The organism is Hyphomonas sp., assembly GCF_017792385.1.
In the GTDB taxonomy this organism is placed as follows: domain Bacteria; phylum Pseudomonadota; class Alphaproteobacteria; order Caulobacterales; family Hyphomonadaceae; genus Hyphomonas.
This window is the reverse complement of sequence record NZ_CP051230.1, coordinates 3,272,033-3,298,531: the sequence shown is the minus strand read 5'-3', so window position 1 is coordinate 3,298,531 and position 26,499 is coordinate 3,272,033. Positions and strand designations below refer to the sequence as shown.

23 protein-coding genes are annotated in these 26,499 nt (G+C 61.9%); 18 read left to right on the top strand and 5 right to left on the bottom strand.

Translation table 11 applies throughout. The annotated features are described in order from the left end of the window. Nucleotides 1–5: 5 nt before the first annotated feature. From proS to HF955_RS15940, 3 genes are read left to right on the top strand one after another with little or no spacing between them, the layout of a single operon-like run. Entirely contained in the window at nt 6–1,325 is a 1,320-nt protein-coding gene (gene proS, locus HF955_RS15950) for a proline--tRNA ligase (RefSeq protein WP_291076539.1), read from the top strand. Further along, nucleotides 1,322–2,614: an ABC transporter permease gene (locus HF955_RS15945; protein ID WP_027837411.1), complete on the top strand. Its 1,293-nt coding sequence runs from the start codon at nt 1,322–1,324 to the stop codon at nt 2,612–2,614. Before proS ends, HF955_RS15945 begins: the two co-directional genes overlap by 4 nt. Next, complete coding sequence (locus HF955_RS15940; RefSeq protein ID WP_291076538.1) at nt 2,614–3,303, top strand: ABC transporter ATP-binding protein; 690 nt, start codon at nt 2,614–2,616, stop codon at nt 3,301–3,303. The genes HF955_RS15945 and HF955_RS15940 overlap by 1 nt, the downstream gene beginning before the upstream one ends. 87 nt (nt 3,304–3,390) lie before the next feature. Here HF955_RS15940 and HF955_RS15935 read toward each other — a convergent pair whose 3' ends face one another. Beyond that, the gene (locus tag HF955_RS15935) at nt 3,391–3,759 is read right to left on the bottom strand and encodes a hypothetical protein (RefSeq protein ID WP_291076536.1); all 369 of its coding nucleotides are present in this window, start codon (nt 3,757–3,759) and stop codon (nt 3,391–3,393) included. Between the two features lie 251 nt (nt 3,760–4,010). Here HF955_RS15935 and dnaE point away from each other — a divergent pair, with 251 nt between their 5' ends. From dnaE to lpxB, 15 genes are all read left to right on the top strand, one after another. Continuing rightward, on the top strand, nt 4,011–7,433 hold the full coding sequence (dnaE, locus tag HF955_RS15930; protein WP_291076534.1) for a DNA polymerase III subunit alpha: 3,423 nt from the start codon (nt 4,011–4,013) through the stop codon (nt 7,431–7,433). Between the two features lie 145 nt (nt 7,434–7,578). Next, a complete protein-coding gene (gene rpsB / locus HF955_RS15925) occupies nt 7,579–8,382 on the top strand; it encodes a 30S ribosomal protein S2 (protein ID WP_027837415.1) in 804 nt (267 codons plus the stop codon). 43 nt (nt 8,383–8,425) lie between these two features. Continuing rightward, the gene (gene tsf, locus HF955_RS15920) at nt 8,426–9,331 is read left to right on the top strand and encodes a translation elongation factor Ts (RefSeq protein WP_291076532.1); all 906 of its coding nucleotides are present in this window, start codon (nt 8,426–8,428) and stop codon (nt 9,329–9,331) included. 111 nt (nt 9,332–9,442) lie between these two features. Next, a complete protein-coding gene (pyrH, locus tag HF955_RS15915) occupies nt 9,443–10,189 on the top strand; it encodes a UMP kinase (protein WP_291076530.1) in 747 nt (248 codons plus the stop codon). Nucleotides 10,190–10,194: 5 nt separating this feature from the next. Then, nucleotides 10,195–10,749 (top strand): ribosome recycling factor, encoded by a 555-nt coding sequence (frr, locus tag HF955_RS15910; RefSeq protein WP_291076527.1) that lies wholly within the window; start codon nt 10,195–10,197, stop codon nt 10,747–10,749. Continuing rightward, complete coding sequence (locus tag HF955_RS15905) at nt 10,749–11,510, top strand: isoprenyl transferase (protein WP_291076526.1); 762 nt, start codon at nt 10,749–10,751, stop codon at nt 11,508–11,510. The genes frr and HF955_RS15905 overlap by 1 nt, the downstream gene beginning before the upstream one ends. Beyond that, nucleotides 11,510–12,331 carry a phosphatidate cytidylyltransferase gene (locus HF955_RS15900; RefSeq protein WP_291076525.1) on the top strand — a complete coding sequence of 274 codons (822 nt, stop codon included), beginning with the start codon at nt 11,510–11,512 and terminating at the stop codon, nt 12,329–12,331. The genes HF955_RS15905 and HF955_RS15900 overlap by 1 nt, the downstream gene beginning before the upstream one ends. Further along, nucleotides 12,331–13,527 carry a 1-deoxy-D-xylulose-5-phosphate reductoisomerase gene (dxr, locus tag HF955_RS15895; protein ID WP_291076524.1) on the top strand — a complete coding sequence of 399 codons (1,197 nt, stop codon included), beginning with the start codon at nt 12,331–12,333 and terminating at the stop codon, nt 13,525–13,527. Before HF955_RS15900 ends, dxr begins: the two co-directional genes overlap by 1 nt. Before the next feature lie 4 nt (nt 13,528–13,531). Next, a complete protein-coding gene (locus HF955_RS15890; RefSeq protein ID WP_291076522.1) occupies nt 13,532–14,701 on the top strand; it encodes an RIP metalloprotease in 1,170 nt (389 codons plus the stop codon). 35 nt (nt 14,702–14,736) lie between these two features. Further along, a complete protein-coding gene (bamA, locus tag HF955_RS15885) occupies nt 14,737–17,292 on the top strand; it encodes an outer membrane protein assembly factor BamA (RefSeq protein WP_291076520.1) in 2,556 nt (851 codons plus the stop codon). Nucleotides 17,293–17,320: 28 nt separating this feature from the next. Further along, nucleotides 17,321–17,911, top strand: coding sequence for an OmpH family outer membrane protein (locus HF955_RS15880; protein ID WP_291076518.1), 591 nt, complete (start codon nt 17,321–17,323; stop codon nt 17,909–17,911). A gap of 13 nt (nt 17,912–17,924) precedes the next feature. Next, nucleotides 17,925–18,941, top strand: coding sequence for a UDP-3-O-(3-hydroxymyristoyl)glucosamine N-acyltransferase (gene lpxD, locus HF955_RS15875; protein ID WP_291076516.1), 1,017 nt, complete (start codon nt 17,925–17,927; stop codon nt 18,939–18,941). A gap of 41 nt (nt 18,942–18,982) precedes the next feature. Then, nucleotides 18,983–19,768, top strand: a complete 786-nt coding sequence (gene lpxA, locus HF955_RS15870; protein ID WP_291076514.1) for an acyl-ACP--UDP-N-acetylglucosamine O-acyltransferase — start codon at nt 18,983–18,985, stop codon at nt 19,766–19,768. An 8-nt stretch (nt 19,769–19,776) separates the two neighbouring features. After that, nucleotides 19,777–20,619, top strand: coding sequence for an LpxI family protein (locus tag HF955_RS15865; protein ID WP_291076512.1), 843 nt, complete (start codon nt 19,777–19,779; stop codon nt 20,617–20,619). After that, nucleotides 20,616–21,803 carry a lipid-A-disaccharide synthase gene (gene lpxB, locus HF955_RS15860; RefSeq protein WP_291076510.1) on the top strand — a complete coding sequence of 396 codons (1,188 nt, stop codon included), beginning with the start codon at nt 20,616–20,618 and terminating at the stop codon, nt 21,801–21,803. The genes HF955_RS15865 and lpxB overlap by 4 nt, the downstream gene beginning before the upstream one ends. Here the strand turns inward: lpxB and HF955_RS15855 are convergent. From HF955_RS15855 to HF955_RS15840, 4 genes are all read right to left on the bottom strand, one after another. Then, nucleotides 21,794–22,879 carry an FAD-dependent oxidoreductase gene (locus tag HF955_RS15855; RefSeq protein WP_291076508.1) on the bottom strand — a complete coding sequence of 362 codons (1,086 nt, stop codon included), beginning with the start codon at nt 22,877–22,879 and terminating at the stop codon, nt 21,794–21,796. The two genes, lpxB and HF955_RS15855, sit on opposite strands and share 10 nt — an antisense overlap. Before the next feature lie 4 nt (nt 22,880–22,883). Then, nucleotides 22,884–23,681, bottom strand: a complete 798-nt coding sequence (gene rlmJ, locus HF955_RS15850; RefSeq protein ID WP_291076506.1) for a 23S rRNA (adenine(2030)-N(6))-methyltransferase RlmJ — start codon at nt 23,679–23,681, stop codon at nt 22,884–22,886. Between the two features lie 53 nt (nt 23,682–23,734). After that, entirely contained in the window at nt 23,735–25,474 is a 1,740-nt protein-coding gene (locus tag HF955_RS15845; protein WP_291076505.1) for a M28 family metallopeptidase, read from the bottom strand. A gap of 97 nt (nt 25,475–25,571) precedes the next feature. Then, entirely contained in the window at nt 25,572–26,465 is an 894-nt protein-coding gene (locus HF955_RS15840) for a pirin family protein (protein WP_291076503.1), read from the bottom strand. Nucleotides 26,466–26,499: the final 34 nt, after the last annotated feature.

Genomic DNA, 26,499 nt, shown 5'->3' with positions numbered 1-26,499 from the left:
ATTCCATGCGTCTGTCGAAGTATTTCCTTCCCGTTTCCAAGGAAGCGCCGTCCGATGCGGCGATCGTCTCTCACCAGCTGATGCTGCGCACGGGCATGGTTCGGCAGAACGGGGCGGGCATCTATACCTGGCTGCCGCTGGGCCTGCGTGTCCTGAAGAAGATCGAGCAGATCGTGCGCGAGGAGATGAACCGCGCCGGCGCTGTGGAACTCCTGATGCCGACGCTGCAGCAGGCCGACCTCTGGCGGGAGTCCGGCCGCTATGAAGCCTATGGCAAGGAAATGCTGCGGATCACCGACCGGCACGACCGCGACATGCTTTACGGGCCGACCAATGAGGAACTGGTCACGGATGTGTTCCGCTCCTACGTCAAAAGCTACAAGCAGCTGCCGCTGAACCTGTATCACCAGCAATGGAAGTTCCGGGACGAGATCCGTCCGCGCTTCGGCGTGATGCGGGGCCGCGAATTCATGATGAAGGATGCCTATTCCTTCGACCTGACGGCAGAGGCCGCGCGCCATTCCTACAACCGGATGTTCTGCGCCTATCTGAACACGTTTGACCGGCTGGGCCTGACCGCGGTGCCGATGCGCGCCGATACCGGACCAATTGGCGGTGAACTGAGCCATGAGTTCATCATCCTGGCGGACACCGGCGAAAGCGAGGTGTTCTGCGACCGGACCCTGCTGGACATGCCCCCGCCGGGGCTGGACCTCGACTTCTCTGCCGATCTGACGGCGGAAGTCGAAAAGCGGACGCAATATTATGCGGCGACCGAGGAGATGCATGATGAGGCTGCCTTTGCCGACCTTCCGGAGGACCGGAAAGTCTCGGCCCGCGGGATCGAAGTGGGGCACATCTTCTATTTCGGGACCAAGTATTCGGAGCCGATGAATGCGGTCGTGCAGGGACCGGACGGCCAGATGGTGCCGGTTGAAATGGGCAGCTATGGCATCGGCGTCTCGCGCCTGGTCGGCGGGATCATCGAGGCCTGCCATGACGAACACGGAATTGTGTGGCCGGAAAGCGTTTCGCCCTTCCAGGTCGGCATCATCAATATGCGGGTCGGCGATGAAGCCTGCGACGAGGCTTGCGACCAGGCCTATGCCGCCCTGGAACTGGCGGGCATCGATACGCTTTATGACGAGACCGAGGACCGGGCCGGAGCGAAGTTTGCGCGTATGGACCTGATCGGTCTGCCATGGCAGATCGTTGTGGGACCGCGCGGTCTGAAGAATGGGGTCGTGGAAGTGAAGAACCGGAAGACGGGGGAGAAAGAGGAAATGCCGCTCGCTGACGCCCTCGCCAGGGTTCGCCCCGCATGAGTGAGCTTCCTGCCGCCGCCGCGCCTTTCGGCAAGCTGGAGCGTACGCTCGCCTGGCGCTATCTGCGGGCCAAGAGAGAGCATGGCGGCGCCAGCCTGATCTCGGTGATCTCCTTTGTGGGCATCTTCTTTGCCGTTGCCGCCCTGATCATCACCATGTCGATCATGAGCGGGTTTCGGGCGACCCTTCTGGACGCGCTTCTCGGTGGCCAGCCGCATGTCTATGGGGTTGTCGCATCGTATACAGAAGAAGAGGCCGAGCAGATTGCCGAGACGATCAGCCTGATCGACGGTGTTTCCAGCGTGTCGCCCTATATCGAGGAATATGTCCTGGTGACAGCCAATGGCCGGAAGACCGGCGCCGCAGTGCGGGCCATCCGGCAGGAAGACCTGGCAACCATGCCGTTCCTCAAGGATGGGGGCGAGGCGGCGATCGCGGCCGGCTTCGGTGAAGGCCGCAATGGCGGCAATGTGATCATGATGGGAGCGTTCCTCGCAGCCGGCCGGGAGGGCCTCGGCGTGCGGCCGGGCGACAAGGTGGAAATCATCACCTCGCAGACCAATGCCGGGCCGCTTGGGTCCACGCCGCGCAGCAAGGCCTACACGGTCGGGGATGTCTTCAAGACCGGCAGCGTGGAACTGGACCGGCTGTACATGTTCATGCCGATGGAGCAGGCGCAGATCCTGTTCCAGTCGAAAGACCGGTACCAGATGCTCGACATCCGGCTTGATGACCCGAACCGGACGACAGAAGCCATGGCGGCCATTGCCGATGCGACCGGCAATGCGCTCTATACGTTCGACTGGAAGAGCCAGCGCGCCGGATATCTGAATGCGCTGCAGGTGGAGCGAACCATGGTTCGCCTGCTGGTCATGGTCATCATGGCGATTGCAACATTGAACATCATTGTCGGCGTGGTGATGCTGGTGAAGAACAAGACGCGGGATATCGCAATCCTCCGGACAATCGGTCTCGGCAAGGGGGGCGTGTTGAGGGTGTTCCTGCTGGTGGGAACCATTCTGGGAACACTTGGCGCCTTGCTCGGCATGGCGGTGGGCATTCTTGTCGTGACCAATATCGGCGCGGTCGAGGCCTTCATAAACCTGTTCGTTCCGGGCGAAGTGTTCGATGCGGAAGTCTATGGCCTTGAAGGCCTGCCGGCGATCCTGGACTGGGGCGAAGTGATCCGGACCGGTCTCTACGCGCTGGGCATGTCCATGCTTGTGTCCATCATTCCGGCCTGGTGGGCCTCCCGCCAGGACCCTGTCAGCGCCCTGAGGTTCGAGTAATGACACAGCCGGTTCTCGAACTTCGCGATATTGATCGCTTCTACAAGACGGCGGCCGGCGAGTTGCACGTGCTGAGCGGAGCGAATTTGCAGCTGAATGCCGGCGAGCTTGTCGGCCTGGTCGGACCGTCCGGATCCGGCAAGTCGACCTTGCTGCATACAGCGGGACTGCTGGAGCGCCCGGAATCCGGGAAAGTGATGCTGGACGGGATCGATTGTCTGGCGCTGGATGATCGGGGCGGCACGGCGATCCGCCGCAGCAAGATCGGATTTGTCTATCAGTTCCACCACCTGCTGCCGGAATTCAACGCGGCGGACAATATCGCCATGCCGCTGATGATTGCGGGCGTGGCGCAGCGGGCCGCCCGGGACAAGGCGAAGCAATTGCTGGGGGAAATGGGCCTCGATGACCGGGGGCACCATCAGCCTGCGCAGATGTCGGGCGGTGAGCAACAGCGTGTGGCGATTGCGCGGGCGCTGGCCAATGATCCGCGTCTCGTGATTGCGGACGAGCCAACCGGCAATCTCGACCCCGGTACGACCGAGCGTGTGTTTGGCACGCTGATCAAGATGGTCCGGGATGAAGGGGCGGCCGTATTGGTGGCGACGCACAATCTGTCACTGACGCGCCATATGGACCGGGTTCTGACCCTGTCCGATGGCAAGCTGGTGGACTATCGTCCCGACTGAACCCGGCTGGATGAATTCCAGCACGAGCGTCCGGAGCGGCGCCATGCCTTCCGGTCCAGAACATCCTGAATTGTCCTGAAATGGTGGTCAGGTGTCCGGCAAGCGCGCCAGGGCCATCGGCGCGTCTGCGAGGCTGGCGAAGACCGGCCGGGCCGAGATGTGTGGCTCATCTGCCGGATCGGAATGGCGCATGCCATCTGTATCGGAAAGGGCTTCAGCGAGCCGGTTGGAAACCGTCGCGCGGAAGCTGTGCCCCGGTTCACGGAAATGATCCGACAGGCGGATCACGACGACCTGGCCATCCTTCATGACGCCCCAGAGCATCTGCGCGCCGGGGCTGCCATTCTGACGGAACCAGGTTTTCAGGCGTTGAATGCGCCAGAAGATCAGCGGCCAGAGCGGCAGCACATACCAGGAAAGGCCGGGCAGCGGCTGGAAGAGGGAAAAGGCAGGCATGTCCCGACAAGAATAGGGGTGGGCCGTGCCGCGTCGGATTGCGGATTGTTCAAGGCGCGCAAATACTGGGGATCGTGCCGATTTGGTTGTGGACAGGCAGATATTTGTCCCATCGACGCGCCGCGTAATGGCCCGCATAATGACCCCAATGGTGTCTGCAGGGCGGAGCGGGACTAAGCTGTGGAACACCGCTGGCGCGCACTGGCAAGGCGCGGCTCGGCGGGGCACAATGCGGGGCACAGGAGATCGCCGTGACTGAGTCGCCCTTCATTCATCTTGCCGTCCGGTCCAGCTATTCACTGCTGGAGAGCATGATCACGCCGAAAGGGCTGAAAGCCTGGTGTGTGGAGCAGGGCATGCCCGCGGTGGCGATCACGGACCGCAACAATCTGTTCGGCGCGCTGGAAATCTCGCTGACGCTGTCCGATGCCGGCATCCAGCCAATCATGGCCTGCTGTTTTGACGTCACGGACGGACTTCCGAAAAGCGAGCCGAGCCGCGTCTCGCTCTATGCGCAAAATGAAGCCGGCTACAAAAGGCTGATGCTGCTGTCGTCCCGCGCCTATCTGGATGCGGCGGACGGCGTGCCGAAGCTGCACCGGGATCTGCTTCTGGACGAGACCGACGGGCTGATCCTGCTGACGGGCGGGGCCGAAGGCGAGGTCGCACGGCATTTGCTCAAGGGCCGGACAGCTGATGCCCGCACCGAGCTGTCGACCCTGGCGGCGGCCTATCCGGGGCGGTGCTATGTCGAGATCACGCGGCATGGCACGGACGACGAATATGCGACCGAGGACGGCCTCATCGACCTGGCCTATGAACTGGGGCTGCCTCTGGTAGCGACGCATGATGCGCGGTTCATGAAATCCTCCGATGCCAAGGCCCACGATGCCATGATGTGCATCTCGAATGGCCAGTATCTCGGACAGGAAGACCGCAAACGGGTGGACCCGTCGCAATACCTGAAGACAGCGGCCGAGATGGCGGACCTGTTTGCCGACCTGCCCGAAGCCATCCTGAACACAGCGGAGATCGCCCGGCGCTGCGCCGTGAAGGCCGAGACCCACAAGCCGATCCTGCCCAATTTCTCCAAGGAAGGCCGCTCGGAATCGGAGGAATTGCGCAAGCAGGCCGTGGAGGGGCTGGAGTATCGCCTGTCGGAAGCCGACAAGCTGTATGCGGATCGCGAGACCTATTTCGAACGGCTCGACTATGAATTGTCCATCATCGAGCGAATGGGGTTCCCCGGCTACTTCCTGATCGTTTCGGACTTCATCAAATGGGCCAAGGAAAACGGCATTCCGGTCGGGCCGGGCCGGGGCTCTGGCGCGGGCTCGCTTGTCGCCTGGGTGCTGCTGATCACCGATCTCGACCCCTTGCGGTTCGATCTGCTGTTCGAGCGCTTCCTGAATCCGGAACGCGTTTCCATGCCGGACTTCGACGTGGATTTCTGTCAGGAGCGGCGCGGTGAAGTCATCCGCTATGTGCGTGACAAATATGGGGCTGACTCTGTCGCCATGATCATCACGTTCGGCACGCTGCAGGCGAAGGCCGTCGTGCGCGATGTCGGCCGGGTGATGCAGATGCCCTACGGGCAGGTGGACCGGCTGGCCAAGCTGATCCCGTTCAATCCGGCAAATCCGCCCAAGCTGCAGGATGCCATCGACGACGAGCCGAAATTCCAGGACGAGATCGATGCGGATGAGCGCGTCGGCGAGTTGCTGGAAGTGGCCCTGTCGCTGGAGGGCAAATACCGCAATGCGGGCACGCACGCCGCCGGTGTCGTGATCGGCGACCGGCCGCTGGTCGAGCTGGTACCCCTGTACAATGATCCGCGTGCTGACCTTCCGGCGACGCAGTTCAACATGAAATATGCCGAGATGGCCGGACTGGTGAAGTTCGACTTCCTGGGCCTGAAGACGCTGACTGTCATTGACCGGGCGCTGAAGCTGATCCGGCGAGACGGGCGCGATGTCGGCCCGGAATGGCAGAGCCTGGATGATCAGGCGACCTATGACCTGATGGCCAGTGGCGAGACGCTGGGCGTGTTCCAGCTGGAAGGCGCCGGCATGCGCGACACGCTGAAGAAAGTGCGCCCGCACAATCTGGAAGACGTGATCGCCATCATCTCGCTCTACCGGCCCGGCCCGATGGAGAACATTCCGGTCTATGTGCAAGGCAAGGAAGACCCGTCCTCGGTCGTCTATCAGCATCCGGACCTGAAACCCGTCCTCGAAGCCACCTATGGCGTGCCTGTGTACCAGGAGCAGGTCATGCGGATGGCGCAGGAAATCGCCGGCTACTCGCTTGGCGAAGCCGACCTGCTGCGCCGCGCCATGGGCAAGAAGAAGGTCGAGGAGATGATCGCGCAGCGCAAGCGCTTCGTCGAAGGTGCGGCCGAGCTGAAAGGCATGGAGGAAAAGCTCGCCAACGACATCTTCGATACGATGGAAAAGTTTGCGGGATACGGGTTCAACAAATCCCACGCGGCGGCCTATGCCCTGATCGGATACCATACGGGCTATCTGAAGCGGCACTTCCCGGTCGAGTTCCTGGCGGCGTCGATGAGTCTTGATATCGGCAATACCGACAAGCTGGCCGCCTTTTTCCAGGAAGCGAAGCGCCTGAAGATTCCAGTCCTCGCGCCGGACGTGAATGCCTCGACGGCGGATTTCGACGTGCGCGACGGCGCGGTGGTCTATGCGCTGGGTGCCCTGAAAGGCGTTGGCCTCGAAGCCATGAAACATGTAGTGGAAATCCGCGAGAAGGACGGCCCGTTTGCCGATCTCTACGAGTTTGCCGAACGCGTGGATCCGAAACATGTGAACAAGAAGGCGTTTGAATCGCTTGCCAAGTCCGGCGCGTTCGACTCGCTGGAAGCCAATCGCGCCCGGGTGCTTGAGGCGGCGCCGCTGCTGGCAAACCTGGCCGTCAGCGCGGCGCAGGACCGGCAGGGCGGGCAGGGCGGCCTGTTCGCCGAAGCCGAGCCGGCCTTGCGCCCGGTCCTGCCCAAGGTGAAGGCCTGGAACGGACAGCAGAAGCTGGACCAGGAATTCAAGTCGATCGGGTTCTATTTCTCCGGCCACCCGCTGGATGACGTTCTGGAAGGGCTCGACCGGGACCGTGTGACGCTGGCAATGGAAGTGGAAGAGCGCGCCTCCGACGGCAAGCCGCTGGAAATGATCGGCATGGTCCGCGCCAGAAGCGACAAGCCCGCACGCAATGGCGGGAAATTTGCCTTCCTGACCCTGTCCGATCCATCGGGTGAAGTGGAAATGATGGTGTTCCCGGAGACGCTGTCGCAGAATTACGATCTCCTGCAGGTCGGCAATGCGGTTGCGATCACGGTGGGCGTAAAGCGCAATGCCGAGGAAATCCGGTTGAATGCCGAGCGCGTCCTGAAGCTGGAATCGGCCCGCCTGTCGAAGGCGATGGGCGCGCTCAAGATCCGTTTGGCAGTGGGGGCGCACGTCTCGGACCTGGCGGGCGTGGTGGGTCACCTCGCCAAGCTGCAGGATCTGGAAAAAGGCGAGCTTTTGATCGAGATGCCGCTGGATGACGGGCGCGTGGTGACGCTGAAGCTGCCGGCGACCTACACGATCGGCCTGAGTGCGCAGCGGGCGCTGAAGGAAGCGCCCGGCGTCGAGCGGGTGGAGCCTTTAAAAGCGGCCTGACAAAAGCCGGTCTGGCGGTCTTGCAGCCGCAGGCAATTTCTGTATAAGCCGCCCCATCAGAAACCAGTTCACGGGTGCATCCGGTGCGACGGGCCATGGTGGTCCAACGTTCCACCCGTGACGGCCAACCGGATGGAGACAATCTATGGCCCTACCTGACTTCAACATGCGTCAGCTGCTCGAAGCTGGCGTTCACTTCGGTCACCAAACCCACCGCTGGAACCCGCGCATGAAGCCGTATATCTACGGCGACCGCTCCGGCATTCACATCATGGACCTGTCGCAGACCGTGCCGGCGCTTCATCAGGCGCTCGTTTTCGTGCGCGACACGGTGGCCAAGGGTGGCCGCGTCCTGTTCGTTGGCACGAAGCGCCAGGCGGCAGAGCCGATTGCCGAAGCGGCTCAGCGCTGCGCTCAATACTACATGAACCATCGCTGGCTGGGCGGCACGCTGACCAACTGGTCGACCGTGTCGAACTCCATCAAGCAGCTGAAAGAGCTGAACACGATGTTCGAAAGCGGCTCGGGTCAGGGCCTGACGAAGAAGGAATTGCTGGACCTGGAGCGCCGCCGCGACAAGCTGCAGCAGTCCCTGGGTGGTATCGCCGACATGGGTGGCCTGCCGGCCGCGATGATCGTGATCGACACCAACAAGGAAGCCATCGCTGTCCAGGAAGCCCGCAAGCTGGGCATCCCGGTTGTGGCCGTGCTGGACACGAACTGTGATCCGGCCGACGCCGATTACGGCTTCCCGGGCAATGACGATGCTGCCCGCGCGATTTCGCTCTACTGCAACCTGTTCGCCGATGCGGTTCTTGACGGACTGGCAGAGTCGACCGCAGGTCTCGGCGTCGATCTCGGAGAGCTCGAGGATGTTGACGCGCTGGCCGAAGCCGACGTTGCCGTCGCGGCCGAAGGCGAAGCTGCTGAAGATACGACGGGCGCCTGATTTCCGGCGTCTGACCTGAACACCAAATTGAAGGAATAGGGCAATGGCTGAGATTACCGCTGCGCTTGTAAAGGCACTGCGCGAGAAAACGGGTGCCGGCATGATGGATGCCAAGAAGGCACTCGTCGAGAATGGTGGAGACGAAGCTGCTGCAGTCGACTGGCTGCGCGCCAAGGGCCTGTCGAAGGCTGCGAAGAAGTCCGGCCGGACGGCTGCGGACGGCCTTGTGGCGGTTGAAGTGTCCGAAGACGGCAAGTCCGGCGCAATCGTCGAACTGAACGCCGAGACGGACTTCGTCGCCCGGAACGAGAAGTTCCAGTCGGCACTGTCCGGCATCACCAAGGCGGCACTGGGCACCGACGGGTCTGTCGAGGCCCTGTCGGCGGCGCCGTCTCCCGATGGTGAAGGCAATGTCGATGACCTGATCAAGCGCCTGATCGCGACGATCGGCGAGAACATGACCCTGCGCCGCAGCGCCAAGCTGACGGCCGACGGCAAGGTCGCCTCCTACATCCACAATGCCGAAACGGCTGGCATGGGCAAGGTTGGCGTTCTGGTCGCGCTCGACGGGTCCGGTGATCTGGAAGACATCGGCCGCAAGGTGGCCATGCACATCGCTGCAACGTCTCCGGCGGCTGCCACGACCGAGGAACTGGACCCGGCCATCGTCGACGCCGAGAAGCGCGTCCTGACCGAGCAGGCCCGCGAGAGCGGCAAGCCCGACAATGTCATCGAGAAGATGATCGTCGGCCGGATGCAGAAATTCTACAAGGAAGTCGTTCTGACCGAGCAGCCCTTCGTGATGAACCCGGACCAGACGGTCGGCAAGTTCCTCGAAGAGCAGGGCGCGACGCTGAAAGGCTTCGTGCACTTCAAGCTCGGCGAAGGCATCGAGAAGGCGGAAGACAATTTCGCTGACGAAGTCGCCTCCATGACAAAAGGCAGCTGATCGCGCTTGCCTTTCTGCCCGCAAAGGGCTTTGAACATCCCGGTCGCCCATGACAGGCGGCCGGGAATCTTTTAGGAGCCTGTAAGGCGGATCAAAGCGGAGACATCGTCCATGCAGAGCGAAGAGTCGGGCTCCAGTCCTTTGAAATACAAGCGGGTGTTGCTGAAACTGTCCGGAGAGGCCCTGATGGGGCCGGGTCAGTTCGGCATTGATATTCCGACCTGCGAGAAGTTCGCTCACGCCATCAAGGCCGCCCAGGATACCGGCGCAGAAATCTGCCTGGTCATTGGCGGCGGCAACATTTTCCGCGGCGTTGCTGGCGCCGCGAAGGGCATGGAGCGCGCCCAGGCCGATTCCATGGGCATGCTGGCCACGATCATGAATGCCCTTGCCATGCAGAGCGTGCTGGAAAGCATCGGGGTGCCGACGCGGGTGCAGTCCGCGATCCGGATGGAATCAATCTGCGAGCCCTATATTCGCCGCCGCGCGCAGCGGCACATGGAAAAGGGCCGAGTGGTCATTTTCGCCGCCGGTATCGGCAATCCGTTCTTCACCACCGATACGGGCGCAGCGCTGCGCGCGATCGAGATGAATTGCGACGCCTTGCTGAAGGGCACCCAGGTCGATGGCGTCTACACGGCAGACCCGAAAGTGGATGCCAGCGCGACCCGCTATGACGAGGTCGGGTACCAGGAATTGCTCGCCAAGGATCTGCGCGTGATGGACCCGTCCGCGGTGAGTCTAATGCGCGACAACAACATTCCGATTGTGGTTTTCTCGCTCAAGGAGGAGGGATCGCTCCTCAAGGTCCTGCATGGGAAGGGCACATCGACAACCATTAAAAATCATGGAGCATAAGAGTCATGAGCTATGACAAGAAAGATCTTGAGCGCCGGATGGAAGGCGCACTGGCGTCTCTCTCCACCGAATTCAGCGGGCTGCGCACAGGCCGCGCCTCGGTGAACCTGCTGGATGCTGTCATGGTTCCGGCCTATGGCTCGACGGTTCCGCTGAACCAGGTTGCGTCGGTGACCGTGTCCGACAACCGCATGCTGTCGGTGAATGTCTGGGACAAGACGGTTGTCGGGGCGACCGAGCGCGCCATTCGCGATTCCGGCCTTGGCCTGAACCCGGTCACCGATGGACAGAATCTGCGTATTCCGATCCCGCCGCTGAACGAGGAACGCCGGGTTGAGTTGCAAAAGGTTGCGGGCAAGTATGCCGAGGCCGCCCGTGTGGCCGTGCGCAACATCCGCCGCGACGGCATGGATTCGCTCAAGAAGATGGAGAAGGATGGCGAGATCAGCGAAGACCGCCTTCATTCCCTGTCTGATGAAGTGCAGAAACTCACCGACCTCTATGTCGGCAAGGTGGATGATGCGCTGAAGGCGAAGGAAGCGGAGATCATGCAGGTCTGATGCCGACAGACGACGCCCCTGCGACGTCCGACAGACATGCTGACGCCTTGAGCGTTCCCGCCCATATTGCCATCATCATGGATGGAAACGGCCGTTGGGCCAACGCACGCGGAATGCCTCGGGCCGCGGGGCATGAGCGGGGTGTCGAGGCGCTGCGCCGGACGGTGGAAGCGGCCGGAAATCTCGGAATCCGGTATCTGACGGTTTATTCCTTCTCGACGGAGAACTGGCGTCGGCCGGCCGCCGAAGTGAATGCGCTGTTCGGCCTGCTGAAAACCTTCATCAAGAAGGACCTTGCCCGATTGCGCGAGGAAGGGGTGAAGATCCGCATTCTCGGGCGCCGGGAAGGGCTGCCGGATGACATTGCCGTCCTGGTTGACAAGGCGGAGCGTGACACTGCCGAAAACAACGAGTTCTTCCTGAACATCGCCTTCAATTATGGCGGCCGCGAAGAGATTGCCCGGGCTGCCCGCAAGCTGGGCATGGCCGTCGCCAGAGGAGACCTTGACCCGGCAGATGTGTCTGAAGACGTGTTCGAATCCTATCTGGACACCTCCGGAATGCCGGATCCCGACTTGCTGATCCGGACAAGCGGCGAATATCGCCTCAGCAATTTCCTGCTCTGGCAGGCGGCCTATTGCGAACTCGTTTTCTTTGACGTGCTGTGGCCGGATTTCGACCGGAGCTGGCTGGAAAAGGCTATTCGCATCTACAATGAGCGCGAACGGCGTTTCGGGGCCGTCACGACAGGGGACGCGTAATGGGCGACTGGACACCGCCCGAGAAGCGTTTCTCGCAACTCGGCCAGAGGCTGATGACGGCGGCGCTGTTGATTCCGACCGGATTGTTCGTCGTCTGGTCAGGCGGTTGGTGGCTGGCCTTGGCATGCGCTCTGGCGGCGGGAATCATGGCTTGGGAATGGGGCGGCATGAGCGGCCATCCAAGGCGCCTGCTCCTGTCGGTGAGCGCAGGCCTGTTTTGCCTTGCCCTGCCATTGGAACAAGTTGAGATTTCGCTGGCGCTTGGCGTGCTGGGTCTGGTGATGGCCTTTGCATCCCAGCCGGGACAATTCCGGGACCGCGGACTGGCCTCAGGTGGCTGGCTGTATGTGACGGCAATGGCCGCGGCGCTCTGGATGCTGCGGGAAGGGCCGTGGGATGGCCGCGCGGTCGCACTGTACTTCATGGCCTTCGTCTGGGGGTCTGATGCAGCCGCTTATTTTGTTGGTCGCGGTATGGGCGGCCCGAGGCTGTTGCCCCATGAGAGCCCAAACAAGACATGGAGCGGTGCTCTCGGGGCGTTGCTGTTCACGGGCGTATGCGGATTTGCGGCGGCAGACCTGGAGCAGGCATCGGCGGTGGTCTGGGTCCTGCTCGGGGTCGGTCTCTCGATGACTGCGCAGGCTGGCGATCTCTTCGAAAGCGGGTTGAAGCGCCGGTTCAAGGTCAAGGATTCCAGCAATCTTCTGCCGGGGCATGGCGGTGTTCTGGACCGGGTCGACGGGCTTGGGGCCGTGAGCGTGGTCGGCGTGCTGGTCTTGTGGCTGTTCCCCTCCGTGCATCGCGCGCTGGGAGTCTCGTAATGGAGACCCGGCGGATCAGCATCATGGGCGCGACCGGGTCCATCGGCACGTCCGCGCTGGATGTGGTGCGCCACGCCAACCGGACGGGCGCCGTTCAGTTCGAGATCGAAGCGCTGTCGGCGGGTTCGGATGCGGAAACGCTGTCTGCACAGGCGCTGGAATTCGGCGCCAGGATTGCCGTCATCGCCGACGAAACGAAACTGCCCGAATTGCGTGAGCGGCTCGCCGGATCCGGCGTGGAGGCAGCTGCCGGAGTGACCGCCGTCAGCGAGGCAGCGGCGCGGCCAGTGGACCGGGTGCTGGCTGCCATCGTTGGTGCGGCCGGTCTGGATTCCACCATGGCGGCGGTGCGGGCCGGCAATGACGTGGCGATTGCCAACAAGGAGAGCATTGTCTGCGGTGGCCGGCTGATCCTTGAGGAAGCGATGAGGCGGAATGTTCGGATTCTGCCGGTGGATTCCGAGCATTCCGCGATCTTTCAATGCCTTGGAGACGGCCGCGCACTCGACAAGCTGACCATCACGGCCTCAGGCGGCCCTTTCCGTACCGCCACGCGGGAGCGGATGCGCACAGCCACACCAGCTGAAGCGGCGGCGCATCCGAACTGGAGCATGGGGATCAAGAATTCCATCGACAGTGCTACCTTGATGAACAAGGCGCTGGAGTTCATCGAGGCCGGTTTCCTGTTCGATGTCAGTGGAGAAGCACTGGAGGTAATCGTCCATCCGCAATCCATCATTCACGGCATGGCGCACTTCACAGACGGGTCGGTAATTGCGCAATTGGGCGCACCGGACATGAAGACTCCGATCTCGTACGCGCTGGGCTGGCCGGACCGGATCGAGACCACGGTGGACCGTCTGGACCTCGCCGCTATGGGGCGTCTGGACTTCGAACCTGTTGATGATACGCGATTTCCGGCGATCCGGCTCGCCCGTCAGGCTTATGCCGAGGGCGCGCAGGCGACGACGATATTAAATTGCGCTAATGAAGCGGCGGTTTCTGCATTTATCGCGGGCCAATGCGGCTTTCTGGACATAAGCTGGATCGTGGAAGAGACGTTGGACCGCTATTTCGCTGGAAACATGGCTGAAATTGGCTGCGGCAGCGTGGAGGAGATTGCCTTGCTGGACCGTTTCAGTCGAGAAATGGCACGAAATGTTCTAGAGACGACCCAGCACGGAACGGGAGGATAGTTTTTTGGGGGAGATTCTCAGCCAGGGACCGCTGTTTCTCGTTTGCCTGATCTTCATGATGGGGATCGTGGTGATCGTGCACGAACTCGGCCATTATCTGGTCGGACGCTGGTTTGGTGCGGCTGTGGAATCTTTCTCGATTGGCTTCGGAAAGCCGGTTTTCGAGCGCAAGGACAAGCATGGCACGCGCTGGCGCGTGAACTGGATTCCGCTCGGGGGGTTCGTGAAATTTGTCGGGGAAAGCCAGCTCGCTTCGGATGTGGGCAAAATCGAATCGGGCCCGGTGGGAAAAGCCTACAATGACCTCGGTGTGGGACAGCGTTCGCTGGTCAGCCTTGCCGGGCCGTTTGCCAATTTCATCCTGTCTACCCTCATCTTCGCCCTGATCATCGGTGTGCATGGCCGGCCGGACATGAAGGTCGGCATTGCCAGCGTCGTGGAAGGCGGCGCGGCGGAAGCCGGCGGCATGGAGGCCGGGGATGTCGTGCTGGAAGTGAACGGCAAATCCGTCAGCCATGTGTCGGAAGTCCTGGTCGCGATCATCCTGAACCCCAATGAGCCAATGGATTTCCTGGTTCAACGCGATGCCGGGCAGGAATCCCTCGTGATCACGCCCGAGGAGATCGTGCGAGAGAATGATTTCGGCCAGAAAGTGCCGCAGGCCACGATTGGCGTAAGTATCACGCCCATCTCATTCGGTGAGCATATTACCTATAATCCGGTCGAGGCGCTCGGGCAGGGCGTTATCGAGACCGGCGCGACAATCGACCGGACGGTGACCATGCTCACCCGAATCGTCACCGGAAAGATGTCGATGCATGCGATGACGGGGCCTGTGGGAATCGGGGATATCAGCCGCCGCGCTGTTAACCAGGTCTGGGAACAGGAGCAGATGACCACGTCACAGAAACTGTCCCAATTGTTCTGGATGCTGGCCAGTATCTGCGCCGCAATCTCTGTCGGGGTCGGCTTTTTCAACCTGCTTCCGCTGCCCGTGCTGGATGGTGGACATCTCGTGTTTAACGCCTATGAAGCGATTGCTGGCAGGGAAATGCCGCAAAAAGTGCAGGAGGTGGCCCTGACATTCGGCTTGATCCTGTTATTGGGAATGGTCGTTGTGATCACTTGGGGTGATCTCATCGAAACCGGCTTGTTCGGTGCAAGAGGCGGCTGACCGCCCGCCGAAATTAACCAGAGAGTGTATCGACGATGCGTAAGTTTCTTGCAGCAACCATGATGGCGGGCAGTGTTCTGGCGACGAATGCCACACTGGTTCCCATGGGAACTGCCGATGCACAGGAAGACAATCGCTACGGTGGCACCATCCGGTCTGTCATCGTCGAGGGAAACCAGCGGATCGAGGCCCGGACGGTGCAGTCCTATCTTCTGGTGGCGCCGGGCGACACGTTCGATCCAGACCGAATCGACCTGTCGCTGAAGACCCTGTTCGCGACCAATCTGTTCGCCGACGTCTCGATTGACCGCGTTGATGACAATCTTGTTGTCCGCGTCGTTGAGAACCCGATCATCAACCGCGTGATCTTCGAGGGCAACAGCGCCCTGGACGACGACAAGCTGAAAGAGGACATCCAGGCGGCTCCACGCGGCATCTTTACCGCCGCACGCGTCCAGTCGGATGTTCAGCGTATTCTGGAACTGTATCGCCAGTCCGGTCGCTTTGCCGCGAAGGTCGAACCGCAATACAAGCCGCTGGAGCAGAACCGGGTCGACCTGATCTTCGAAATCACCGAGGGGCCGGTAACGGGCGTCCGGGCAATCAATTTCATCGGCAATGAGGCCTATTCGGACTCGCGCCTGCGCAGCGAGATCGTGACCCGTCAGTCGCGGTTGTGGCGGTTCTTCAGCTCGAATGACAATTACGATCCCGGCCGCCTCGAATATGACCGCGACCTGTTGCGGCAATTCTACCAGAACAATGGCTATTATGATTTCCGGGTCACTTCGGCCGTTGCAGAGCTGACGCCCGACCAGAAGGACTTCTACATCACCATGACGGTGGATGAAGGCCGACAGTATTATTTCGGCGAGGTGAAGGTCGAGACGGCGCTGGAGAAGCTTGATGCGACGGCGCTTCGCCGGGCCGTTCCGATCCAGACCAATTCCCTGTTCCGGGGCGATTCGATCGAGGATACGATTGATGCGCTAACCTATGCCGCCGGCATTGCGGGCTATGCATTCGTCGACATCCGCCCGCAGATCGATGTGAACCCCGAAACCGGCCTGATCGATGTGACCTTCGCCGTGGACGAAGGTCCGCGCGTCTATATCGACCGGATCAACATTGTCGGCAACACGCAGACCCTCGACCGGGTTATCCGCCGCGAGCTGCGGATTTCGGAAGGCGACGCCTTCAACCGGATCCTGCTGGACCGGTCCAAAAACCGTGTTCGGGCACTTGGCTACTTCAAGAATGTCGAAATCGTCGAAACGCCCTCCGACCAGCCGGACCGGACGATCGTCGACATCAAGGTGGAAGAGCAGCCGACCGGGGAACTGTCCTTTGCGGCGGGCTTCTCGTCGGTGGACGCCTACTTGCTGGACGTCAGCGCGTCGCAAAGAAACCTGCGCGGCCGTGGACAATCCGTCGTGGCCCGGATCTCCGCGTCCAGCCGCCAGCAGGTGCTGGATTTCCGATTCACAGAGCCGCGCCTGTTCGACCGAAACCTGTCTGGCGGCATTGATGCCTATGCCACGCGCCAGGACTATGAAGACTATTCCGGCTTCAGCAGCGAGACGATTGGTGCAGGCGTGCGACTGGGCTTCCCGCTCACCGAGCGCATGCAGCTTGGTCTGAGCTATCGCCTTCAGTCGGATGACGTGAACGTCCTGGACCGCAATTATATCATCGACGAGAACGGCTTCTTCGTCACCGACCGCATCCAGACGGCGGGTGCGGATACGCCGGAAGATTTCAGCGATGACCGCTATCGTCTGGTCGAGGCGGGGGATGCCGGGGAAGGCCAGCGCGTCGTGGACCAGTGTTCGCCGGAATATGTTCTGCGCGATGCGATCTGCCGGGCAGAGCGCAATGATATCTCCAGCATCATCGGCTACAATTTCCTGTGGGACCGGACGAACGATCCGATCCGGCCGTCTCGTGGATTCGACTTCCGCTTCAGCCAGGACCTCGCAGGTCTCGGCGGCGATGTGAAATATCTCCGGACGGAAACCTCGGGTACCCTGTACCGGGGCGTCTGGCGTGACGTGATCGCCAGCCTGCGTCTGGCGGGCGGCTATGTGTTCCCGCTGGAAGACAATCAGGGCGTGCGGATCAACAATCGCTTCTTCCGGGGCGGCAGCACGTTCCGCGGCTTTGACGTGGCCGGTATCGGCCCCCGCGAAATCGTACGCGTGGTGGATCCGGAGACCGGCGAAGTGGTTCAGACCCGCCGCCTGAATTCCCAGGGCGGCAACGTCTACTATCAGGGCACGTTCGAACTCAGCCTGCCGAACTTCCTGCCGGAAGAATATGGCATCCGCAGCGCCCTGTTCGCCGAAGCCGGTGCGCTCGGATCCCTGCGTGGTCCGGATATCGGGCCGACCATCTACTTCACCGATTCTGCAACCGGCCTGCCGGCGGTGCGTCTGACCAAGACCGCTGCCTCCCTCCGGGCTTCGGCCGGCCTCAGCGTGTTCTGGGATTCTCCCTTTGGCCCGATCCGCTTCGACTTCTCGCAGATCCTCAAGAGGGAAGACTATGACCGGACAGAAACGTTCCGGTTCTCAACATCAACCCGTTTCTAAATTTCTCACCGAAAGACAGGAGACTAGAATGTCCCGACTCAAGAATTTCGCGCTCGCGCTGATGATGAGCTTTGCCGCCTTTGCGGTCATGACCCCGGCCGCTCAGGCGCAGGGTACCACCGTCATCACGATCGACGAGGCAAAGATCCTTCGTGACAGCAAGGCTGGCAAGGATATCCAGGCCAAGCTGAAGAGCATCGAGACCCAGATCAATACCGAACTGTCGCCGACCCGTACGTCCCTGGAGACTGAAGGCAAGGCGCTGAACACCGAGCTTCAGGGCAAGACCCGCGAGCAGATCGCTGCCGACGCCGCACTGGTCACCCGCCTGAACGCCTATGACAAGAAAGCCGGTGACTTCGGCAAGGCCCGTCAGAAGGCTGCCAACGAGTTCGCGCTGACCGAGCGTCAGGCTCTTGTCGACTTCAACAAGGCGCTGGAGCCGGTCCTGCTGGAAGTCGTGAGCCAAAAGGGCGCCGGGATCGTGCTGTCCAAGAGCGCCGTGATCTATGGCGTGGACTCGGTTGACGTCTCCGCCGAAGTGATCAGCAAGCTGGATGCGGCGACGCCGACGATCTCCGTCGTGCGCAAGCGAATCCCGGACCAGCCGACCCAATAGGCAAGAGGGCAAAGTGCCAGTCGACACGCGTTTCTATGAGCGCCGGGGAACTCTGTCCCTTGGCGAACTGGCCGAAAAGACCGGTGCGGAGCTGAGAGGCGACGCGCAGATCGAACTGACCGGTATCTCCTCGGCCGCCAATGGTCGCCGGGGAGACATCGGTTTTCTGGATGGCGACGGCAAGTCGCCAAGCGATGTCAGCACCGATATTTCGGCGCTGGTCGTCAATGAAGCCAACATCCCGCATGTTCCGGAAGGCGTGCCCTATCTCGTGTCGCGGTTTCCGCGTCATGTTCAGAGTGTGGCCGGCGCAGCGCTGTTCCGCCCCCGTCATGCGGACTGGCAGGGCGAAGCGCGGATTTCGCCGGATGCCAGCCTCGACGACAGTGTCCGCATCGGACCGGGTGCCTGTATCGGGCCGGGCGCGGTGATCGGTTCCGATACCGTGATCGGCCCCAACGCCGTGATCGGCCCCGGCGTCCAGATCGGCCGCAAGTGCAGCGTCGGCGCGGGGGCAAGTCTGTTCAATGCCCTCATTGGCGATCATGTGAAGCTGCTGGCAGGTGTGCGGATTGGCGAAGCCGGGTTTGGCGTGATGCCGGGCCCCCATGGCGCCGAAGACGCGCCGCATTATGGCCGTGTCATCCTTCAGGACCATGTCACGGTCGGGGCGAATTCCTGCATCGATCGCGGTGCGTTTGATGACACCATTCTGGGCGAACGCTGCCGGATCGATAATCTGTGCCAGATCGCGCACAATGTCGTTCTCGGCAGATCCGTCCTGGTGGCGGCCTTTGGCGGCATATCCGGATCCGTACAGGTGGGGGACGGATCCATGCTTGGCGGCCGCGTGGGCATTGCCGATCATGTGAAAGTGGGTGAGGGCGTCTCCCTTGCGGCGTCTGCGGGCTTGTTCCGTGACGTCGAAGCCGGGGAGACCTGGGGCGGCACGCCGGCCAAACCCATTCGGCAATGGATGCGGGAAGTCGCCTGGTTGCAGAAGAACTCGAACCCGAAGAAAAAGGGATAGGCGGCACCCGGCCGCCGGCAACTGACTGGAACAAACTGGCCATGGACATTCATCCCTCCGCCTGCGTCGAGGATGGCGCCGAACTCGGCGACGGGGTTCGCGTAGGCCCATTCTGCCATGTCGGCCCCAACGCCCGTATCGGTGCCGGATCCGTGCTGATGTCGCATTCGGTTGTCACCGGGCATACCGAACTTGGCGAGAAGTGCGTGCTGCACCCGCATGCGGTGCTGGGCGGGGTGCCGCAAGTCATCGGGTTTGACTCTACACCGGAGTCCCGCCTGATCGTCGGCAATAATTGCGTCTTCCGAGAATACGCCACGGCCCATTCCGGCATGCCGAAATTTGGCGGCCTGACCAGGATAGGCGACAATTGTTTCATCATGATCGGGGCGCATATCGCGCATGACAACCGCATCGGCAATCATGTCGTCATGGCCAACAATGTGTCTCTGGCCGGCCATATCGAGGTTGGCGACCATGTCTGGTTCGGAGGCTTGTCGGCGGTGCACCAATTCTCCCGGATCGGGCGCAACGCCTTCATCGGCGGGGGCGCGATTGTCGTGGAAGATGTCATTCCGTTCGGTTCCGTGGTCGGCAATCATGCCAAACTGTCAGGACTGAACATGGTGGGCCTGAAGCGTCGCGGTTTTTCGAAGGCCGACATCCGGGACATTCGGGCCGCCTACAAGGCGATCTTCCATGGGGAAGGCCTGTTCCGGGATCGCCTTGAACAGGCAGCCAAGGATTACGCCGACAACGCCCTGGCCATGGAAATCATCTCGTTTATCCAGACGGGCGAAGACCGCCCTATCTGCAAGCCGGCTTGAGCGGAAAGATGGCGCCGCTCGGTATCATTGCAGGTCTCGGCGAACTGCCGGTCGCCATTGCCGACAATGCGATGGAGACCGGACAGGGTGCCTATGTGCTGCGTCTGAAAGGGTTCGAGGATCCGGCGCTGGCCAGGTTCCCCGGTGAGGTGGTCGGCCTTGGCGAAGTGGGCGGCATTCTAAAGCGATTGAAGGCGGCGGGCTGCGAAGACGTGGTGTTCGCAGGGATCGTGAAACGGCCCGATTTCGGCAATCTGAAACTCGACATGAAGGGCGTTCGCCTGTTGCCGAAGGTACTGGCAGCCGCCCGCAAGGGCGATGATGCGTTGTTGCGGGTTCTGGTCTCGGAATTTGAAAAGCAGGGCTTTCGCGTTCTGGGCAGCCATGAAGTCCATGGCCAATTGCTGGCGCCATCCGGTGTCATCGCCGGGAACATGCCCTCTGACGAGCAGATGGCGGACATCGAGCACGCCGCGCGTGTGGCGTCTGCCACGGGTGCGTTGGACATCGGTCAGGGCGCGATTGTCTGCCGCGGGCTCGTGCTTGCGGTCGAGGCGCAGGAAGGCACCGACGCCATGCTGGAGCGCTGTCGCACGCTTCCCGAGGAAATCCGCGGGACGCCCGCCAGTCGGCAGGGCGTTCTGGTCAAACGGCCAAAACCGGGACAGGAGCTGCGCATTGACCTGCCGACGACGGGGGTTTCAACGGTCGAGAAAGTGGCCGCGGCGGGTCTCGCAGGGCTCGCCATCGAGGCAGGGGGGGCATTGCTGCTGAACCGGCGGGAGATGATCGACCGGGCGGAGGAACTGGGCGTATTCATTTACGGGTTCCCGCCGGAGACCGGCCAGTGACCGGCCCGCGCGTCTTCATGGTGGCGGCAGAGGCCTCGGGAGATCTGCTGGCGCGCGAAGTGGTCGAAGAATTGAGACGGCGGTCACCGGACGCGCATATTGCGGGAATAGGCGGCCAGGAACTTGCGTCGGTCGGGATCGAGTCGGCGATCAACATCTCACCCTTGTCCATTCTCGGTTTCTTCGAGGGTCTGAAGGCCTATGGGGACGTGGTGCGGCTGGCTGATGAGGCCGCCGATGCCATTGTAGCAGATGCGCCTGATGTGGTCGTGCTGGTCGATTCCTGGGGGTTCATGCTGCGTGTCGCGCAACGGGTCAGGCTGCGCGCACCGGACATTCGGCTGGTCAAGCTGGTCGGGCCGCAAGTCTGGGCAACGCGTCCGGGACGCGCGAAGACGCTGGCGGCTGTTGTGGACCATCTATTGTGCATTCACGACCTGGAAGTGCCGTATTACGAGCCCTACGGCCTGGAGACGACCGTGATCGGCAACCCGGCCATATCGCGGCATGAAACGGGGGATCCAGCACGCTTCCGCAAGGCATTGGGGCTGGCGGAATCTACCCGTATCGTTCTGGTCCTGCCGGGGAGCCGGCCGAGTGAGATCAAGCGCGTGGCGCCGGAACTGGTGGACGCCGCGCGGCGCGTCAAGGCGGCCGATGAAGCCCTACAGATCGTGTTCATGCCGGCTCAAAACGTTTCAGAACAGTTCAAATCGTCCTTTCCGGACGCAGCCCAGTGGTCAATCGTGACCTCCGATCCGTCACTTCGTTTCGATGGCATGGCGGCCGCCGACCTGGCGCTGGCCTGTTCGGGCACCGTCACGACAGAACTCGCGATGCAGGGCACACCCATGATCGTGGCTTACCGGACCGGATGGATCACCTGGGCCCTGGCGCGCGGCCTGTTGTACAAGAAGACGCATATCACCCTCCTGAACATCGTCAGCGATGACCGGGAGATTGTTCCGGAATTCGTGCAGACCCGACAGAAGGCCGAGCTCATTGCGGCAAAGGCCATGTCATGGCTGGAACAACCGGACCGCCTGACGGCACAAAAGGCGCAGCAGGCCGAAGCGCTGGAGCGCATGAAGGAAGGCGACCGGGATGCCAGTGAAATCGCGGCCGGTGTCATTCTGGAGGAAGCGGCCCGGAAACGTTCGGGCGTGCTGACCCATCAGCCCTGAACGAATGCCCGGTCTATTCGGGATTTCAGCCACCACAGGCCGGGCAGTTGCACGCACAGCCCCCATTTCTCGGCAAGGGCGGCGCGTCGGCCGAGGGATACGAGTTTGAGATAATCGGCTTGGGGCCGGAAGGCCTGCAAGGGACGACCCTTGAGGCGCGCGAGCAGGTTCTGCATCAGGACCGGGCCCTGGCGTACGGCATAGACGCCGGCCTTCGGGACTGTCATGCCGGACATGGCTGCCGCATCGCCTGCAACGAACACGCCTGGATGGGAGTGCGATTCGAGCGTCGGGCCCACCAGCGGAAAGCCGTGATCGGTTTCGAGACCGGATGCAGACAGCCAGTCATGAGCCGTTGCGCCCGCCGCCCACAGGACCAGGCCGGTTTGTATCTCACAGCCATCATTCAGGACCAGATGGCCATCCAGGAAGCGGCTGACGGATACGCCCTTGCGGACATCAATTCCGGCGCGGTCGAGATGTTTGCGCAGGGCGTGGCGAAGAGCCGGACTTGCCGATGAGAGTGGTGTGTCCCGGTCGATGAGGGTGACACTGCCGGACAAGTCCCCCAGCTGCGCGCGCTGCGCGTGTCTCACCGCGAGCGCCAGCTCCACACCGCCCAGCCCGGCGCCGATTATGGTGACGTGGGAAGGAAGACTGCCGGCAAGCCCCTGCCAGCTATCGGCGAACCCCGCCATGGGTTTGACCGGCATGGCGCGGGAAGTTGGGCTTACCTGCGGCGGCGCAGAAACGATGCCGACATCAATCGATACAATGCCGAAGGCGTGAACTGCGCCACTGTCCGAGGTTGCCGTGCGGGCCACCGGGTCCGGCCCGCAAATCCTGTCCTCGACAAGCTGTGCGCCTGAATCGCGGCACAAGGGCGCAAGATCGATGTCGATTTCGTCACGGTCGAAGTGTCCGCTGACAAAGCCGGGCACCATTCCGCTGTAGACGGCCTTGCCGCCGGGATTGACCAGTCGGATCGAAACCTCCGGGTGAGGATGGTTCCGTAACCATCTGAGCGCTGTGACATGCGCGTGTCCGCCGCCGATGAGAAGAATGTCGACCGACATGCAGCTAGTCTCCGAGCGGTTTGTCGCTCCACCAGGATTGAAGGGAGGAGGCGATGGCGGCGCAAGCCTTGTCTGCGGCAGGCGGACCATTGAAGACGACCATGGCGGATCCTTCCAGCGCGGTTTCCTTCAATGCGTCCACAGGCCAGCGTGATCCGTATACCTTGCAGTTTCCAAGCGTTGTCAGATACTCGCCGAATTCGCTTTCCCGGCCATCCCGGAAGAGCGGCAGCCAAAGTATGAGAACGGCTTTTGGCCAGCGCTTCAGGGCCTTCGGCGTCCACAGGGCAAGGGCATCGATATCACGGCTCGTTTCGTAGCTGGGGTCAACGAGGCCGACAAGGGTTTCGCCGCTGCGTGGTGCCAGTTTCAGGGCGCCTGCATATCCGTCCGCCTTGCGAATCTGGATCCGGTCATCGGTCCCGATCGCCTTGACCAGGGCTTCGTATTCCTGCGGGTGTCTTTCAAACAGGACGTAGCGTGTCGGCTTCGGCAAAAGGGTTTGTGCATGAGCCGGTGATCCCGGATAGGCGTTCACGCCGGTTGTTTCGATGAAATCGACCCAGGCGCGCAGGGGCTTGGGGGCGGCGCCATTCAGCATGGACAGGACGCCGGGACCGGCTTCGTTTCCTTTTCTTGCCTGCGCCCCCTGAAGATCATATCTGCCGCGCCCGGAATGTGTTTCCACATACAGGATTCTCCGGTCGTCCTCGGCGAGGCGACTGAAAATCTCATGCAGGATCGCGTGCTTCAGGACGTCGGCACGGTTTCCTGCGTGATATCCGTGTTGGTAGGAGAGCATCGGAAAAGCGGGCTCCGGAAAAAGTCCCCGCCGGTGGGGCGGGGACCGTTGGCTTATTCCTGTTCGAGACTGTCCTTGCGGACGGATTCGAACTCATTTCCGGGGTACCAGGTCGGCCAGTCATCGGACTGGGCAACGCGCAGGCCGACCTGATAGAGCGCCTGAATGTCTTCGGCGAAGCCGGAGAGGTCCCAATCGTCAGAATATTCATCCATCGGCTTGTGGTAGCGCTCAGCGGTATAGACAGCGGCCGCTGCCTTACCTGCGGCGATGCCGCCGTCCAGCTTGTCCTCGCCGCCATCAGCATACAGCATCGGCACGCCCTTCTTGGCGAGGGAGATATGGTCCGACCGGTAGAAATAGCCAGCCTCGGGCTTGGCATCCGGCTTGATCACACGGCCCTGGGTGTCGAGCACGTCCTGGAGGATGTCTTCCAGTTCGGATGCGCCATAGCCGACCACAACCATGTCGCGTGTGCGGCCGATGGGCAGCGCGCCGTCCATATTGATGCCGGCAACGACCTTGTTGTGCGGGACGAGTGGGTTTTCTGCGTAATATGCAGAGCCGAGCAGTCCCGACTCTTCCAGCGTGACCGACAGGAAGAGGGCAGACCGGTCCAGTTCGTCAGCCGCCATGGCCTCAGCGATTTCGAGAAGCGCAGCGGATCCCGTGGCATTGTCGACGGCGCCGTTGAATATCTGGTCCTGGTAGAAATCCTCGCCCGGGGCACCGGTCTTTTCTTCGGATTTCTTGCCGAGATGGTCCCAGTGCGCTGTATACAGAACATACTCGTCCGGCTCGGTCGCGCCCGGCAGGACCCCAACGACATTGCGGCTTTCCAGCTGGTCAATCGTCTGTTTCACCTTGCCGCTTGCCGTTACGCCTTCCAGCGGAACCGGCTTGAAGCCTGGCGCCTTGGCCTGTTGCTTGAGCGCTTCGAGATCAAGGCCCGCGCTGGCGAACAGCGCGTCAGCCGTTTCCCGCGTGATCCAGCCTTCCAGCATGGTTCTCTCGGCGCCGCCATCCGCACGCACGAGATCCGACTGGGCACCGCTCCAGGAATTGGACACGACATCCCAGGCATAGGAGGCCGGTTCGGTTTCGTGAATCACGATGGCGGCCGTGGCACCCTGGCGAGCGGCTTCTTCGAACTTGTAGGTCCAGCGGCCATAATAGGTCATGGACTTACCCTTGAAGAGGTCCGGGTCGCCCGTGGCAAAGCCGGGATCGTTGACCAGCATGACGACCGTCTTTCCCTCATAGTCCTGACCGTCATAATCGTCCCAGTCATATTCCGGAGCGACGGAACCATAACCGACAAAGACGACGTCTGTCGGATCGAAGGCGAGTTCGTTCGTGTTCTGGCGTTTCGTCCAGAATACGACGTCTTCCTTCGGCGTCATGTCCATGTCGGTGCCGTCAGGCGTCGTGAACGTGAAGTAGGAGGCGTCGGTATCGACGGTCTGGTTCACCATTTTCACCGTCTGGAAATAGCTGCCATCTTCCCCTGCGGGCTGGAGGCCGATGCGCGCCATCTCCGCCGCGATCCAGTCTGCCGATGCCTCTCCGGCTTCGGTGCCAGGCCCGCGCCCTTCGAATGTGTCATCCGCCAGCGTCTTGATCCGGACAGCGAGGTCATCTGCCGTGATGGCGGCCGTGGTCTGGTCCGGTAGCGGCAGCAGGAGTTCGGTTGCGGCTTCGGGCTCGGCCTGTGCAGGCGTGTCGGTTTTCGGGGCGTCCGCGCCACAGGCCGCGAGCGCGAGGACGGACGCCGAAATGAGAAGTCGGTTCATGAATCTGTTTCCCGTCAAAGACTGTTATGCTGCAGGTCTGGCACGAGGCTTAACATTCAGCAAGGAAGCGGCGCACCCGGCGAGCCGGGACCTGATCTCAGTCGGGAAGGGGTATCCAGTCCGTCTCATCGCCTGGTACGAGCGGGAATTGTTTCGTGCCGCCGGACTCGACGGCGCGAGTCCAGTCCGCCCGGGCGGCAGCAATCTTGTCCGGGTCGCTTGAAACAAAGTTCCAGTCCATCTTGCGGGGGGAGTCGAGCGGCGCTCCACCGCAGATCACCGCTTTGGCACCCGCCGGAAGCGCCAGCGAGACGTCCTTGCCGGAGGCCAGAACGGCCATCTGTGTCTCGTCCACGGCCCGGCCGTCGATCTCCAGCGTGCCCGTCACGGCGTAGACAGCCCGCTCCGTGGCGAGGCCCGCCGGCACGGTAAGGCGGGCTGCGCGATCCGCTTCGAGGGCGACGTACAGGATGGGCGTCGGGAAGCTCACCGGCGATACATGGCCCCATGCTGTGCCTGCAAGCAGTTTCATGCGCACGCCATCCAATTCAAACGCAGGCAATGAGTCCGCTGGATGATGGTCGAAGGCGGGCGCGCAATCCTCGTCGTCTCGCGGCAGCGCCACCCAGGTCTGCAGGCCGTGCAGCGTCTGGCCGTTGGCCCGTTGCGGCTCCGGCGTGCGCTCCGAATGGACAATGCCGCGGCCTGCCGTCATCCAGTTCACCGCGCCGGGCTCAATCACCAAGTCGGTGCCGAGCGAATCCCTGTGCCGGATTGCCCCGTCAAACAGATAGGTGACAGTCGACAGGCCGATATGGGGATGCGGCCGGACGTCGAAACTGCTTCCCGGCGCATAGTCGACCGGGCCGAAATGGTCGAAGAAGACAAACGGACCCACTGCTCGATGGGCATGGAAGGGCAGGACCCGTCGCACGACGAAACCATGACCCAGGTCACGTGTTCTGGGTTCTATGATCCTTGTAATGGACATGACAGTCTGGCCTCCTTCAATTTAGCCCGAATTA

Coding starts and splice junctions, on each gene's coding strand:
- HF955_RS15880 (WP_291076518.1), top strand. CDS start 17,321: ATGTCCCGACTCAAGAATTTCGCGCTCGCGCTGATGATGAGCTTTGCC.
- HF955_RS15845 (WP_291076505.1), bottom strand. CDS start 25,474: ATGAACCGACTTCTCATTTCGGCGTCCGTCCTCGCGCTCGCGGCCTGT.
- tsf (WP_291076532.1), top strand. CDS start 8,426: ATGGCTGAGATTACCGCTGCGCTTGTAAAGGCACTGCGCGAGAAAACG.
- lpxA (WP_291076514.1), top strand. CDS start 18,983: ATGGACATTCATCCCTCCGCCTGCGTCGAGGATGGCGCCGAACTCGGC.
- HF955_RS15855 (WP_291076508.1), bottom strand. CDS start 22,879: ATGTCGGTCGACATTCTTCTCATCGGCGGCGGACACGCGCATGTCACA.
- bamA (WP_291076520.1), top strand. CDS start 14,737: ATGCGTAAGTTTCTTGCAGCAACCATGATGGCGGGCAGTGTTCTGGCG.
- proS (WP_291076539.1), top strand. CDS start 6: ATGCGTCTGTCGAAGTATTTCCTTCCCGTTTCCAAGGAAGCGCCGTCC.
- HF955_RS15900 (WP_291076525.1), top strand. CDS start 11,510: ATGGGCGACTGGACACCGCCCGAGAAGCGTTTCTCGCAACTCGGCCAG.
- HF955_RS15865 (WP_291076512.1), top strand. CDS start 19,777: ATGGCGCCGCTCGGTATCATTGCAGGTCTCGGCGAACTGCCGGTCGCC.
- HF955_RS15940 (WP_291076538.1), top strand. CDS start 2,614: ATGACACAGCCGGTTCTCGAACTTCGCGATATTGATCGCTTCTACAAG.
- HF955_RS15840 (WP_291076503.1), bottom strand. CDS start 26,465: ATGTCCATTACAAGGATCATAGAACCCAGAACACGTGACCTGGGTCAT.
- HF955_RS15945 (WP_027837411.1), top strand. CDS start 1,322: ATGAGTGAGCTTCCTGCCGCCGCCGCGCCTTTCGGCAAGCTGGAGCGT.
- frr (WP_291076527.1), top strand. CDS start 10,195: ATGAGCTATGACAAGAAAGATCTTGAGCGCCGGATGGAAGGCGCACTG.
- pyrH (WP_291076530.1), top strand. CDS start 9,443: ATGCAGAGCGAAGAGTCGGGCTCCAGTCCTTTGAAATACAAGCGGGTG.
- rlmJ (WP_291076506.1), bottom strand. CDS start 23,681: ATGCTCTCCTACCAACACGGATATCACGCAGGAAACCGTGCCGACGTC.
- rpsB (WP_027837415.1), top strand. CDS start 7,579: ATGGCCCTACCTGACTTCAACATGCGTCAGCTGCTCGAAGCTGGCGTT.
- HF955_RS15905 (WP_291076526.1), top strand. CDS start 10,749: ATGCCGACAGACGACGCCCCTGCGACGTCCGACAGACATGCTGACGCC.
- dxr (WP_291076524.1), top strand. CDS start 12,331: ATGGAGACCCGGCGGATCAGCATCATGGGCGCGACCGGGTCCATCGGC.
- HF955_RS15935 (WP_291076536.1), bottom strand. CDS start 3,759: ATGCCTGCCTTTTCCCTCTTCCAGCCGCTGCCCGGCCTTTCCTGGTAT.